The sequence below is a fragment of the Nocardia sp. bgisy134 genome (assembly GCF_965341865.1).
In the GTDB taxonomy this organism is placed as follows: domain Bacteria; phylum Actinomycetota; class Actinomycetes; order Mycobacteriales; family Mycobacteriaceae; genus Nocardia.
This window is the reverse complement of the sequence record NZ_CBDQZP010000015.1, coordinates 69,552-82,756: the sequence shown is the minus strand read 5'-3', so window position 1 is coordinate 82,756 and position 13,205 is coordinate 69,552. Positions and strand designations below refer to the sequence as shown.

13 protein-coding genes are annotated in these 13,205 nt (G+C 67.8%); 5 read left to right on the top strand and 8 right to left on the bottom strand.

The genetic code is table 11. The features are described 5' to 3' along the window. Positions 1-54 precede the first annotated feature (54 nt). A complete protein-coding gene (locus ACRWNM_RS24910) occupies positions 55-777 on the bottom strand; it encodes an ABC transporter ATP-binding protein (RefSeq protein WP_431970506.1) in 723 nt (240 codons plus the stop codon). Positions 778-793: 16 nt separating this feature from the next. Further along, a complete protein-coding gene (locus ACRWNM_RS24905; RefSeq protein ID WP_431970505.1) occupies positions 794-1,840 on the bottom strand; it encodes an ABC transporter permease in 1,047 nt (348 codons plus the stop codon). Between the two features lie 130 nt (positions 1,841-1,970). Here ACRWNM_RS24905 and ACRWNM_RS24900 point away from each other — a divergent pair, with 130 nt between their 5' ends. Then, the gene (locus tag ACRWNM_RS24900; RefSeq protein ID WP_431970504.1) at positions 1,971-3,167 is read left to right on the top strand and encodes a sensor histidine kinase; all 1,197 of its coding nucleotides are present in this window, start codon (positions 1,971-1,973) and stop codon (positions 3,165-3,167) included. Further along, positions 3,164-3,781 (top strand): LuxR C-terminal-related transcriptional regulator, encoded by a 618-nt coding sequence (locus tag ACRWNM_RS24895; RefSeq protein WP_431970503.1) that lies wholly within the window; start codon positions 3,164-3,166, stop codon positions 3,779-3,781. The genes ACRWNM_RS24900 and ACRWNM_RS24895 overlap by 4 nt, the downstream gene beginning before the upstream one ends. Before the next feature lie 57 nt (positions 3,782-3,838). Here the strand turns inward: ACRWNM_RS24895 and ACRWNM_RS24890 are convergent, their stop codons facing one another. Continuing rightward, on the bottom strand, positions 3,839-4,576 hold the full coding sequence (locus tag ACRWNM_RS24890) for an MBL fold metallo-hydrolase (RefSeq protein WP_431970502.1): 738 nt from the start codon (positions 4,574-4,576) through the stop codon (positions 3,839-3,841). A gap of 10 nt (positions 4,577-4,586) precedes the next feature. Further along, on the bottom strand, positions 4,587-5,540 hold the full coding sequence (locus tag ACRWNM_RS24885; RefSeq protein WP_431970501.1) for a fumarylacetoacetate hydrolase family protein: 954 nt from the start codon (positions 5,538-5,540) through the stop codon (positions 4,587-4,589). Between the two features lie 184 nt (positions 5,541-5,724). Here ACRWNM_RS24885 and ACRWNM_RS24880 point away from each other — a divergent pair, with 184 nt between their 5' ends. Next, positions 5,725-6,357 (top strand): TetR/AcrR family transcriptional regulator, encoded by a 633-nt coding sequence (locus ACRWNM_RS24880; RefSeq protein ID WP_431970500.1) that lies wholly within the window; start codon positions 5,725-5,727, stop codon positions 6,355-6,357. Positions 6,358-6,436: 79 nt separating this feature from the next. On the opposite strand, the gene ACRWNM_RS24875 is transcribed toward ACRWNM_RS24880, so the two are convergent. Further along, complete coding sequence (locus ACRWNM_RS24875) at positions 6,437-7,348, bottom strand: thermonuclease family protein (protein ID WP_431970499.1); 912 nt, start codon at positions 7,346-7,348, stop codon at positions 6,437-6,439. Between the two features lie 23 nt (positions 7,349-7,371). After that, a complete protein-coding gene (locus ACRWNM_RS24870) occupies positions 7,372-8,574 on the bottom strand; it encodes a peptidoglycan-binding protein (protein ID WP_431970498.1) in 1,203 nt (400 codons plus the stop codon). 286 nt (positions 8,575-8,860) lie between these two features. Here ACRWNM_RS24870 and ACRWNM_RS24865 point away from each other — a divergent pair, with 286 nt between their 5' ends. Next, positions 8,861-9,220: a hypothetical protein gene (locus tag ACRWNM_RS24865; protein WP_431970497.1), complete on the top strand. Its 360-nt coding sequence runs from the start codon at positions 8,861-8,863 to the stop codon at positions 9,218-9,220. A gap of 106 nt (positions 9,221-9,326) precedes the next feature. Beyond that, the gene (locus ACRWNM_RS24860; protein ID WP_431970496.1) at positions 9,327-10,190 is read left to right on the top strand and encodes an SDR family oxidoreductase; all 864 of its coding nucleotides are present in this window, start codon (positions 9,327-9,329) and stop codon (positions 10,188-10,190) included. Positions 10,191-10,299: 109 nt separating this feature from the next. Here the strand turns inward: ACRWNM_RS24860 and katG are convergent, their stop codons facing one another. After that, complete coding sequence (gene katG, locus ACRWNM_RS24855; protein WP_431970495.1) at positions 10,300-12,531, bottom strand: catalase/peroxidase HPI; 2,232 nt, start codon at positions 12,529-12,531, stop codon at positions 10,300-10,302. A 34-nt stretch (positions 12,532-12,565) separates the two neighbouring features. Then, positions 12,566-12,970 carry a Fur family transcriptional regulator gene (locus tag ACRWNM_RS24850; RefSeq protein ID WP_431970626.1) on the bottom strand — a complete coding sequence of 135 codons (405 nt, stop codon included), beginning with the start codon at positions 12,968-12,970 and terminating at the stop codon, positions 12,566-12,568. Positions 12,971-13,205: the final 235 nt, after the last annotated feature.

The window sequence follows — 13,205 nt, the reverse complement described above, 5'->3', positions numbered from 1 at the left end:
ATGATCGACAGACAGCGCGGCCGCGTCCGTTGCCGCGCTGTCAGCCCTCCGTACTCAGGCGGCGGCGTGGGCGGTCCGGTCGCGGGTGAGCGCGCCGTCGGTCATGCGGTAGACCGCGTCCATGCGAGGCAGGTGGGTGTGGTCGTGGGTGACGAGGAGGGTGGCGGCGCGGTGGTCGTCGGCGACGGTCAGGATGAGGTCGATGATCGCCGCGCCGCGTTCGGAATCCAGTGCGCTGGTCGGCTCGTCGACGACGAGCAGCGCCGGATCGTTCATCAGCGCGCGGGCGATGTTCACGCGCTGACGTTGGCCGCCGGACAGCTGCGCGGGGCGCTTCGCCGCATGCTCCGCCAGCCCGACGGCATCCAGGAGTTCCCTTGCCTTGGCGCGGGCTTCGCGGCGTCGAGCCGGTGTCGTGAAGACTCGTCCGCCGAGATGGTGCATCATCTCGAGCTGTTCGAGGGCGGTGAGCGCGGGAACGAGATTGGCCTGCTGGAAGACGATGCCGATGGACGAGCGGCGTAGCGCGGCCGCCTCGCGGCGGCTGAGCGATACCAAATCGACTGCGGTCGAGGAGGTTTCGAGCAGCACCCGGCCGGAATCGGGTCGGGTCAGCGTCGCGACCACGGCGAGCAGGCTGGATTTGCCCGAGCCCGAGGGGCCGGTGATCGCGGCGACGGTGCCCGCGTCCACGCGAAGGCTCACACGGTCGAGTGCGGTGAGCCGGTCCGCGCCGTCGGGGTAGGTGAGGGTGACGTCGTCGACGGTGAGGGTCATGAGGTGCTCCGGTGTGTCAGCGGGCCGCGCCGAGCGCGGCGAGCGGGTCGGTGGTGAAGAGGAAGCGCAGGGCGAACGCGGCGCCGAGCAAGCCCAGCACGACGAGCGCGGCCGCGGGCAGCACCGTGGTCGCGGGCGTCACCACGAACGGGACCGCTTCGCCGACGAAAGACGCTGCCGCCAGGGTGATTCCGAGTCCGGCGACGACGCCCGCGACAAGCACGACGGCGGCTTGGCCGAGCGCGTCGCGGACCAGCGATCCCGAGGTCGCCCCGAGCGCCTTCAGTGTCGCGATGTCGGGCGTGCGCTGGATCGTCCACACGGTGAAGAACGCCCCGATCACCAGCGCCGAGATGGCGAAGAGCAGCACGGTCATCAGGGTCAGCGAACCGTTCTCGGCGCGGTAGGAGCCGAGCGCGTCCAGTGACCCGGAGACGCTGGTCGCGGTGGTCCGCGCGGCGGCGTTCGCGGCCGCGGCGTCGGACACGCCGGAGACCGCGAGCACCGTGGCCACACCACCGCGCGGGCTGACCGAGCGCCAGTCCTCGACCGTCATCCAGACCACCGGCGTGTGGCTGTACCAATCGTCGCCGCGGACCGCCGCCACGGTGAAGTCGCGCTCGCCGAGATGCAGAATGTCACCCGCCGCCGTCTTCAGTTCTCGCGCCGCGCCTTCGCTGAGCACGACCGATCCCTGCTCGGTTGCGGCGCGATTGCCGACCGTGGATTCCCGCGCGCCGAACAGGGCGACGCGCGCGGGGGCGCCGGACCCGACCGCCTCGGCGCGTCCGATGCCGACCGGGTCCACCGTCCGCGCGGCGGCTCGCCAGATCTCGACCTGCCGCTCGGTGAGCGCGGACGTGTCGAAGGACGGATCACCGCCGCTGTCGGCGAACACCAGTTGCTCGGCGGAGATGGCCTGGACCGCGGAAATGTTCTGGTGCGCGAGCCCGGCGGTGAGACCGCTCAGGAAACTCACCAGCAACGCCACCAGCGTGACGACCAGCGTGATGAGCAGGAAACGGCCGCGGGCGACGCGCAAATCCCGGAGTGCGAGGAACATGCCTCCACTCTCGCGGTGCGCGGCCGGTGCGCCATCGCACGCGGGAAGGAACCGGCGGCGGACGAAGGGTGGAGGCGGTTTTCCACCTTTCGATGGATGCCGCCCGGATAACCGCACATAAGCTGGCAGCGTGCACCCGTCGCCGCTCACCCCTGTCGTCACCGCGTTGCGGCTGGGCTTGCACCTGTTGGTGACGGTGCTCGCCGCGGTGGTCGTGGTGCGCGCGCTGCTGCCGGGCGCGCCGCATTCGGTGCCGGTGGTCGTGCTGACGGCGGCGTTTCTGCTCGTCTATTTCGCGGGCGCGTTCTTCGGTGATCAGCGGGGCGCCGCGCTGCCGGTGTGGCTCGGGGCGCTGACCTTGCTGTGGCTCGGCCTGGTCGTCCTCGCACCCGACGCCGGGTACCTGGCCTTCGGATTGTTCTTCCTCTACTTGCACCTGCTGCCGCGTCCGTGGAGCCTGCTCGCGGTGGCGGCGGCGACCGCGGTCGCGGTCACCGGGTTCGGCGTGCACACCGGGTGGTCGGTCGCCGGCGTGGTCGGTCCGGTCATCGGGGCCGCCGTGGCGGTGGGCATCGGGCTCGGATACGAGGCGCTGTTCCGGGAATTCGCGGAACGACAGCGGCTCATCGACGAATTGCTCAGCACCAGGGCCGCTCTCGCGGACCGCGAACACACCGCGGGCAGGCTCGCCGAGCGTGAGCGCCTCGCCCAGGAGATCCACGACACCGTCGCCCAGGGGCTGAGCAGCATCCAGCTGCTGTTGCACGCGGCAGAACAGGCCGATCCGCGGCATCCCGCCCTGCCGCAGATTCGGCTCGCTCGCGAGACGGCGGCCGAGAACCTGGCCGAGACCCGTGGTCTCATCGCCGAACTCGCGCCGGTGCCGCTGGAGGGCTCGTCGCTGGCCGAGGCGCTGGAACGGATCTGCCGTCGCGCCGAAACGCCGAGTCTGCGCACCCAGCTGGTGGTGGAGGGCGAGCCCGAGCGGCTGGCCATGCCGATCGAGGCGGCCCTGGTGCGCATCGCGCAGGGCGCGGTCGCCAACGTGGTACAGCACGCGAACGCCGGTCGAATGCGTCTCACCCTGACCTACGCCGACACCGACGTGCACATGGACGTAGTCGACGACGGAATCGGCATGGACCCCGAGGTTTCGGTGCGCACCAAGTCCGGCGGCTTCGGGTTGCCTGCGATGCGGGCGCGGGTCGAGCAGCAGGGCGGCAGCATGGCGGTGGAGTCGGAACCCGGGCACACCGCCGTCTCGGTATCGTTTCCGCTCGTGCCGGGAACCGTTGTCGCCGAGGCAGATTCGGCGGCCGACGGATGATCCGGCTGCTGCTGGCCGACGATCACGCCATCATGCGCGCGGGCTTGCGCGCGCTGCTCACCGGTGCCGACGACGTCGAGGTCGTGGGGGAGGCGGCGACCGCCGAAGCGGCCGTGGCGTTCTGCGCCACGACGCCCGTCGACCTCGTGTTGATGGACCTGAGTTTCGGTGGCGGGCGTTCCGGCGTGGACGCCACCGCGGAGATCCGCGCGCTGCCGCGCCCGGCGAACGTCCTGGTGGTGACCAACTACGACACCGACGCTCACATCCTCGGCGCGATCGAGGCGGGCGCCTGCGGGTACATCCTCAAGGACACCCCGCCGCCCGAGCTGCTCTCGGCGGTGCGTTCCGCCGCCGCGGGGGAGAGTGTGCTCTCGCCCGCGGTCGCGTCCAAACTCATGACGCGGGTCCGGCGTGCCGACACCACGTTGAGCCCGCGCGAGATCGAGGTGCTCCGGCTCGTCGCCGACGGACGGTCGAACCGGGAGATCGCCAAGGAACTGTTCCTGAGCGAGACCACCGTGAAATCCCACCTCGTGCACATCTACGCCAAGCTCGGGGTCCGCTCCCGCACCTCGGCGGTGGCACGCGCTCGTGAACAGGGCGCGATCTGAGACTGTCCCATCACATCGCGGGTTTCGCGCGGCGTGATTCGCCCGGGTGGGAGGCGTTCACGGCTGCTGGAGGATGCTCATCGGCGTCGCCGGGTCGCGCTGTGTCGGCAGCCCGTGTCCGGGGACGATGATCCGGGCCGGCTGGGCGGCCAGGATATGAGCGCTGTCGAGGGTGCGGGTTTCGTCGTGGTTGAACACCTTCGGCAGCAGTTGCGGTCCGGTCTCCCGGACGAGGGGGTGTCCGGTGACCAGGGCGTCGCCGGTGAACAGGACCGCTTCGGACGGCATGAAGTAGGCGGTGTGGCCGTCGGTGTGGCCGGGGGTCGGTATCGCGACGAAGCCGCCGGGCAGCGACGACAGGGTGGTGTCGTCGGCGGCGGTGGCGGACGGCACGCTGGTACCGAGATGGCCCCGCACCGCTCGCAGGGTCTGGACCACCCATCGACGGCCCCGGCGGGTGCGGAGGAGCCCGAGCATCTGGGCGGGGGTGATTTGTTGCAGGTATTCGCGTTTCGCGTGCCGGACTTCCTCGGCGCCGGTGTAGACGGGCGCCCCGGTCCGTTCGACGAGGGTGGGGATGGCGCCCATGTGATCGAGATGGGCGTGGGTCAGCAGGACGGCGGCGATGTCGGCGAGCTCGTGGCCGATCTGGCGTACCGAGCTCAGGACGTCGTCGGTGTCGGAAGGGTATCCGGCGTCGACGACGGTGACGCCGGATCCGTCGCTGACCAGTGCCCAGTTGACGTTCGTTCCGGCCACGACGTAGACGGAGTCGGAGACCTGGTCGATCTTCACGGGTGTGTCCTCACTGCTCGATGCGGTGTTCGATGACGCCGACGCCGTCGATCTCCAGGCGCAGTTCGTCGCCGGGCGCCAGCCAGCGGCCCAGTTCCATCCCGCAGCCTCCTGGCAGGGTGCCGCTGGACAGGAGTTCACCGGGATAGAGCTGCTCGCTTCGGGAGGCGTGCGCGATCGCCTCGGCCATCGAGTATCGCATTCCCTGAGTTCCGGTCCGCGAGACCGTGTTTCCGTTGATCCTCACGGTGGCCGTCAAGCGATCGAGCCGGTCGGCCACCGCCGCACCGGCGACCGCGGTCGCCGACATCGAGGTGGTGAAGTGCTTGGACTTCTGCGGACCGAACCCGGAACGCATTTCCGCGAGTTGCACGTCGCGCGCCGAGAAGTCGTTGACGACGACCACCGCGCCGATCGCGGCGGCGGCTTGCTCGACGGTGGCATCGCGCAGCGGTGCGGCCAGCACGACCCCGAGTTCGAGCTCGAAATCCAGTGCGCGGCTGTAGGCCGGGCAGGTGATCGGGACGCCGGAGGGGACGATGGTCAGCGCGTTGGACATGTAGTAGATCGGCTGACGGTACCAGAGCGCGTGCGGCCGGAAGGCGGGAAAAGTGCGGCGGGTCAGTGTTTCGAAGGCGCGTCCGAGCCGGTGGGCGGCAGGCACGAAGCGTCGCGCCAGACCACGGGCGGCGGCGATGGCGTGCTCTTCGAACACCATGAAGTCGCGGAAGGACGCCGGGCACACCGGCAGTACCGTGGCACCGTCGGCCAGTCCCATGCTGTCGTAGCGGGCGAGCTCGAATTCCGTGGTGAACGCCGATGGAATAGCGAAAGCCTCTGTAGAACTGTCTATTTCGTCTGCGGACTGCCAGCCGTCACCGGTGTCGATGTGCACTTCGATCCGCCGTTCGGCGAGGTCGAGCGTTCGCCGCATCCGCGGCAGCAGCGTCGGAGAATCGTTCATCGCGTCACCGCCACGACGGTCTCGCGGACGGCCGAATGATCGTGCAGACCCGTTTTCGCCAGTTCCGGCAACGACATCATTGCTGAGCCTTCCACCTAGCCGCTGATTCGCAGAATATTCTGCTTTAGTAAGCCTAGGTAGCCGGCGCGGCTAAAAGCAAGAGATTCTGCTTTAGAATTTCTGCGTGACCGAACTCGAGAACGCCGTGCCGCAGCGACGACCGGGAGGTCGCGCAGCTCGAGTGCGGGAAGCCGTCCACAGAGCGGTCCTCGACGTCGTGACCGAGCACGGCGTCGACAAGGTCGGGATCCCGGAGGTCAGCCGCCGCGCGGGCGTGCGCGACAGCTCCATCTACCGACGCTGGGGCAGCCGTGAGAATCTGATCCTCGACGCACTGCTCGCCGCGAGCGAGCGCACCCTGCCGCTGCCCGACACCGGGACGCTGCGCGGCGACCTCACCGCCTTCGGCACCGCTCTCATCGATCTCCTCGACAGTCCGCTGGGCCACGGTCTGTTCCGTGCGCTGGCCTTCGTCACCGACTCCGAGGAAGTCGTCGAGGCGCGAAAGACTTTCTGGGCCACCCGATATCGCGTGACCACGCTCATGATCGGCCACGCTGTGGCACGCGGCGAACTCCCGCCGGACACCGACGCCCGCCTCGCCATCGAACTGCTGATCGCGCCCATCCATTTCCGCAACCTGCTCACCGGCGACCACCCCGACGCCGAGTTCGTCGACCACCTCGTCGCCCACGTGATCCGCGCCCTCCAACCGGCTCCTGTCGGCGATCCCGACGATGGTCGCGCTCGAGAATGAGCTCACCAGGCGCGCTGTTGCGAGTATGCGACTACTCGAATTCTCGTCGACGCGCCTGGTCGCGCAGGCACTCGGCGCCTCAGTGGATACCGACCAGCCTAGGGGAGGGTGTCAGGTTGAGGCTGCCGACGGCCGCGCGGACGTCGGTCGGCCAGATGAAGAGCCGGTAGGTCGGGTCGATGTCGAAATAGTCCTCGGGGCCGACCAGCACTCGCGTGCGCATGTCGGCGCAGTATCGTTCGCGCCAGGCGAAAGGATCGGGTACCGGCTTCCTGTCGACGATGATCGATTTGGCGATCGCGTACAGCCTTTCCACGCAACGGTATTCGTATGCGGGCATGGTCGTCGGCTCGTCCCAGATTCCGCGTCTGGCGGTGACCGCCTCGTCGGCGGCGCTGAGGAACAGGGGCAAGTCGAGTTCGCCGGGGATCGATGGGTAGATGATGAACGTCGCAGCCCAGCCCGAGCGCACCATGTCGAGGTTGAAGGTCGAGCGTTGTTCGCGGGTCAGTGTCGCCAGTTCCGGCTTCGAGTAGTTCGGGGCGAGGTAGGCGAGCAGTCGTCCGTTGCCGTCGAACGGTGCGTCCGCGGTGTGCACGAACAGGTTTCGCCGGGTCCCGTCCGGCCGTGTCAGTCGCTGGGCGGCATTGGCTTTGGCGAAATCGGCCGCCTGCGTGCCCTGGGTGAACTGGATGGTTCCCGCCTTGCCGGTGGAGAGTCTCGGGAGGAGGAAATCGGCGAACCGGCGTGAGACGGGTACGTCGGCCGGCCGTTGCTGGATCCACTCCGCGAGTTGAGCGAACTTCTCGTCCACCCCCACCGCGCCTTGTGGCGAACCGGCGGTGACTTCCGGTGTGTCGATCGACAGCATCCGCACGGGCATCCGGATGCTCGGTGTGTCGCCGTCGTGGATGTCCACCAAGGCCTTCGAATCGAGTGACGGTATGCCGACACCGCTGGATGACCAGAAGATTTGTACTGCCTCGAGCATTTCGGTTCCTTCCGAGTTCGGATTCAGTGAAAGTCGCCGGGTTCCGGGAACAGGCCCCTTCCGATGGGACGGTGCGTATTCGGGTCGGCGGCGATGACGTCGGCCACGTCGGCGGCGTCGCGGAACAGCCGCGCACTGATCTCCTGCTGCTCCGGCTTGCTGGTGAAGGTCAGCTGAGCTGTTCGACGAAGCCACAATGCGAGCTGCCGGTAGGTCTTCTCATGGCTCTGCACCATGTTCGCCATGTAGCCGTTGTCGAAGAACAAGCGAAGGCCGGTCTCGGCGAAGTAGAAATGCGCGGCCGCGCACAACTCGGCCGGCGGCAGGAATCTCGCGGCGAAGGGATCGCCCGCGTCCTCACGCTCGGTGATCCATGTGACGTGGCGGGCGTTCATTTCGTTCGCGAAATGCATGAAGACGAAGGCGGTATTCGGCAAGTTCGCCGCGAGGACCGGGTCCAGGAAGGTATCGGTATCGAAGGTCGGCGTGTGCTCCAGGTTCGCACCCTCATTGCGCATGTGCGTCAGCTCGTGGGCGAGCTGGCCACGGAAGCTGGCCTTCGCCTGGCGTCCGTCCGGGTGGTGGGTCAGGACCATGCGTCCGCGAATCAACAAGTCGTTCAGCGCGATTGCGCTACGCTGCCGCCCATTCGAATCCTCGAACGAGACCGTGACACCGGATGCGTCCCGGGGTAGTTCGGCGAGTTCCTCGATGACGTTCTCCGGTATTCGATCGTCGTTCAAGCCACGGGCCCGGCTCGCCGCGACGATGGCCGAGCAGTCACCGGAGGTGAGCCTGTCGAGCATCGCGCGGCCGAGGTCGTGGCGTTGGCTCTCGAACGACTTCCGCAGCAGGTTCGCGAGCTCCAATCCGACGAAGGGTTCCACGCGGTGCTCGGCGACGAAACCGGCGAGTTCACCGAAATCGGCGTCCCCCGAGATGACGGGATCGTGGAACATGAACATGTCCAGGCGGCCCGAAGTGCCCTCGCCGACGACCGGATCGTCCGGGAACAGGCGCTGTTCCCGCTTGAATTCGCTGACCGCCGCGCCGGTCTTCACCCCGAAGATGCCGTCGAGTATTCCGGGGTCTTTGTCCAACCTGCGCAGTGCTTCCTGCACCCGCATGACGGAGAGGTTTTCCTCGGGCTCCATCATTCGGTGGGAACCCGCCAAGCACTTCTCCAGCACCGGATCGCCGGAGAATCGTTTCGACATCAAGCTCATGTCTCGCCTCGCATTCGCACTGGCCTGGACACTCGCCACGCGGTCTCGCGACGGGGTCGACACTTGTCGGGACGCCGACCGGCGGGCAGCGGACCCGCACGATTCGTGCGTCACGTGCACTATCCGCTCGGACCCCCGAGGCGCACACGAGTAGCCGGTACTCGATTTCTCGACGGCACGCGTTGGCGGTGTCCGCTCGAACCGGCGATCGCTCCACCTTCGGTGCCCGAGTGCGTACCGTGGCGAGGGTTCCGGCGTGGAAACGCTCCGTGAGAAGGGTGGAAGCATGACAGAGGCGCGAGTGCTTGTGGTCGGTGTAAATCCCGCGACGTTCGAGGGCTGGGATCCGGCGCCGGTCGAGGCGGCGATGGCACGCGGCCGGGCCCGATTCGACGATCTCGGTATCGAGGCCGACTGGTGCTTGGTGGCCCTCGACGAGAACCCCGAAGGAACGATCGTGGCGGCGCTGAACCGCAACAACTACGCCTGCGTGGTGATCGGCGGCGGCATCCGCAAGCACGAGCCGCTGCTCGAGTTGTTCGAGAAGATGGTCAACCTGGTCCGGCAGCACGCGCCCGACGCGGCCATCGCCTTCAACAACAGCCCCGAGGACTGCGCCGACGCGGCGCTGCGGTGGCTGCCCTAGCCGGCGTGTGGGCTCGGTTTCGGCCGGGCGACCACTCCGGAACCCGCGCGCGCTACCGACTGACTGACGTCCGAACTCCATGATGGTCGAAACCGAAAGGGAGCACATGAAACTGGAAACAGGCCAGGTCGCGGTGGTGACCGGCGCCGCCAATGGAATCGGACGAGCTGTGGCGCAGGCATTGTGCGACCGCGGGATACGAGTGGTGCTCGCCGATATCGATGGCGACGCGGTCGCGACAGCCGCCGACGAGCTCGGGCCCGACGCTCTCGCGGTGCGAACGGATGTCGCTGATCCACAACAGGTTCGGCAACTGGCCGACACCACCCTGGCGCGTTTCGGGCGGGTCGATCTGGTGTTCAACAATGCCGGAATGGCCGTGGGCGGACCGATCTGGCTGGTGGAACCCGAGGACTGGCAGCGGATCTGGGCGGTCAATGTGCAGGGCGTCGTCAACGGGATGCGTGCCTTCGTCCCGCACCTGATCGCGGCGGGACGCGGCCACGTCGTCAACACCTCGTCCCTGGCGGGTGTCACCACCGGTATGTTCAACGCCCCCTACACCGCGAGCAAGCACGCGGTCGTCTCGCTGACCGAGGCGCTGCACGGCGAACTGGCCGTACTCGCGCCCGGGATCGGTGTCACTGTGGTGTGCCCGGGCCCGGTCGACACCCAAATGTTGCGCGGGATCACCGACGGCATCGGATCCCTGCTCGGCGACAGCGTTACCACACAGCCCGAGGAAGGATGGCTCGGCACGCTCACTCCCGAGCAATGGGAGCGTCTCGCACCCGGGCTGGGCGTCATCGCCCACTTGGCGGACGAGGCCATGCCCGCGGCGCAGGCCGCGGAGATCATCCTGGGCGCGGTCGAGGCCGATCGCCTCTACGTGACCACTCACCCCACCTGGGCGACACAGGCCAGCGAACGGGTCGCGAGGATCGTGGCCGACATGCAAGCGTCCACCTAGCCTGCGGTCCTACGACAATCTCTCAGGGTCGCGCCCGCGTATTCGCTTGTGCGACAAATAAATCCCCAGGCCGACCCGGCAAGGTCGGCCTGGGGATCGTCGATATCGATCAGGCCAGGTCGAAGCGATCGTTGTCGACCACCTTGGCCCACGCGGCGACGAAGTCGTCGACGAACCTCCCCTCGCCGCCCTCCTGCGCATACACCTCGGCCACCGCGCGCAGCACCGAGTGCGATCCGAAGACGAGATCGTTGGCGGTGGCCGTCCACTTGGTCTGGCCGGTGCGCCGGTCGGAACCTTCGTAGACGTTCTCCGTCGACTCGGACGCCTTCCACTCCGTGCCCTGGTCGAGCAGGTTGACGAAGAAGTCGTTCGTCAGGGTGCCCGGCCGGTCGGTGAAGACGCCGTGCGAGGTTCCGCCGAAATTGGCGCCGAGGGCGCGCAGGCCGCCGATCAGTACCGTCAGCTCCGGAGCCGTCACGTCGAGCATGTACGCCCGTTCGAGCAGCAGTCGCTCGAGCGGGGCCTTCTCGCCCTCGCGCACGTAGTTGCGGAACCCGTCGGCCCGCGGTTCGAGCACCGCGAACGACTCCACATCGGTGTTCTCCTGCGTGGCGTCGGTTCGTCCGGGCGCGAACGGCACCGTGACGTCGTAGCCCGCGTCCTTCGCGGCCTTCTCGACCGCCGCGGACCCGGCGAGGATGATCAGGTCGGCGAGCGAGACCTTCTTGCCGCCCGAGGCCGACCTGTTGAAATCCTGCTGGATCTGCTCGAGCATCGGGAGCACCTCGGTCAGCTCGGCCGGCTCGTTGATCTCCCAGCTCTTCTGCGGCTCCAGCCGGATCCTTGCGCCGTTGGCGCCGCCGCGCTTGTCGGTACTGCGGAAGGTCGCCGCCGACGCCCAGGCGGTCTTGACCAGCTGGGAGACCGACAGGCCGGACTCGAGCACCTTGCCCTTCAGCGCCGCGATGTCCTGCTCGTCGATCAGCTCGTGGTCGACCGCGGGCACCGGATCCTGCCACAGCTGCGGTTCGGCAACCCACGGCCCGAGATAGCGGCTGATCGGTCCCATGTCGCGGTGCAGCAGCTTGTACCATGCCTTGGCGAACGCCTCGGCGAGTTCCTCGGGGTGATCCAGCCAGCGGCGGGTGATCTCCCGGTAGATCGGGTCTTCCCGCAGGGACAGGTCCGTGGTCAGCATGGTGGGGGCCCGAGAGGGTCCGCCGAACGGATCCGGGATCGTGCCTTCGCCGGCGCCGTCCTTCGCCTTGTACTGCCACGCCCCGGCCGGGCTCTTGGTGAGCTCCCATTCGTAGCCGTAGAGGTTTTTCAGGAAGCCGTTGTCCCACTGGGTCGGGGCGGCTGTCCAGATGACCTCCAGGCCGCTCGTGATGGCGTCTTTGCCTTTGCCCGTGCCGTAGGCGCTCTTCCAGCCCAGGCCCTGCTGCTCGATCGGGGCGGCTTCGGGTTCCGCGCCGACGAGATCGGGGTCGCCCGCGCCGTGGGTCTTGCCGAAGGTGTGGCCGCCGACGATCAGTGCGGCGGTCTCCACGTCGTTCATCGCCATGCGGCGGAACGTCTCTCGGATGTCCCGTGCCGCGGCCACCGGGTCGGGCTTGCCGTTGGGCCCTTCCGGATTGACGTAGATCAGGCCCATCTGGACGGCGCCGAACGGGCGCGCCAGCTCACGGTCACCGCTGTAGCGTTCATCGCCGAGCCAGGTGTCCTCCGGGCCCCAGTAGACCTCTTCGGCCTCCCAGATATCCGGGCGACCGAAGCCGAAGCCGAAGGTCTGGAACCCCATCGACTCGAGGGCTACGTTGCCCGCGAACACCAGCAGATCGGCCCACGAGATCTTGGTGCCGTACTTCTGCTTGACCGGCCACAGCAGCCTGCGCGCCTTGTCCAGGCTGGCGTTGTCCGGCCAGCTGTTGAGCGGCGCGAAGCGTTGCGCGCCCTGACCGCCGCCGCCGCGTCCGTCGGCGATCCGGTAGGTGCCCGCCGCGTGCCAGCTCATCCTGATGAACAGGCCACCGTAGTTTCCGTAGTCGGCGGGCCACCAGTCCTGCGAATCGGTCATGACCGCGGCGACGTCGGCCTTCAGGGCGTCGACATCGAGCTTCTCGAATTCTTTCGCGTAGTCGAAATCCTCGCCCAACGGGTTGGATTTGGACGAGTGGGCGTGCAGCACCGAGACATCGATCTGCTCCGGCCACCAGTCTTCGTTGGTGCGGGGGCGATGGCCGGTCTGGGGAGTTGGGGACGTGATCGCCGGGTTCTCGCTCTCACTCGTGCTTCGAGTTCCGGCGTCAGGAGTGGATGGACGGCTATCGGATGTCACGACATTCCTTCCTGAGAGGTGGTGCGGGCTGCGATCAGCGAGGTGGTGATGCCGCACAGTCGGGGCACAGGCCCCAGTAGATGACCTCGGCTTCGTCGATCGAGAAGCCGCGATCGTCGGACGCGGTCAAACACGGGGACTCGCCGACCGCGCAATCGACGTCGGCGATCAACCCGCAGGTCCGGCATACGACGTGGTGGTGATTGTCGCCGACTCGCGACTCGTAACGCGCCACCGAGCCGGACGGCTGGATACAACGGATCAAGCCTGTCGCGGTGAGCACGCGCAACGAGTCGTACACCGCCTGGTGGGATACCGCCGACAGACGGGACCGCACGGCGCGGATGATCGAATCCGTGTCGGCGTGCGGACGATCGTGCACCGCGCTCAGCACCGCGACACGCGGAGCGGTCACGCGCAGCGAAACTTCCCGCAGCATTTGCTGGAATTCCGTGGCCGTGGGCACGCTCGGAAGTCTCGTCCGGTTTCTGGAACGAGTCAAGCATTTCGGCGGCCGGGTTTCGATTCGATGTGCGGCCACAATCGCCCCTGACCTGGGCCTCGGGCGCCGTTGCGCCACCGCGGAGGGGTTCGGCCGGATCCGCTCGGTCGAAGGTAGCGACGCGTCTGCTGCGACCACCGCGTCAGTCGATCACGGACCGTTTCCCCTCGCT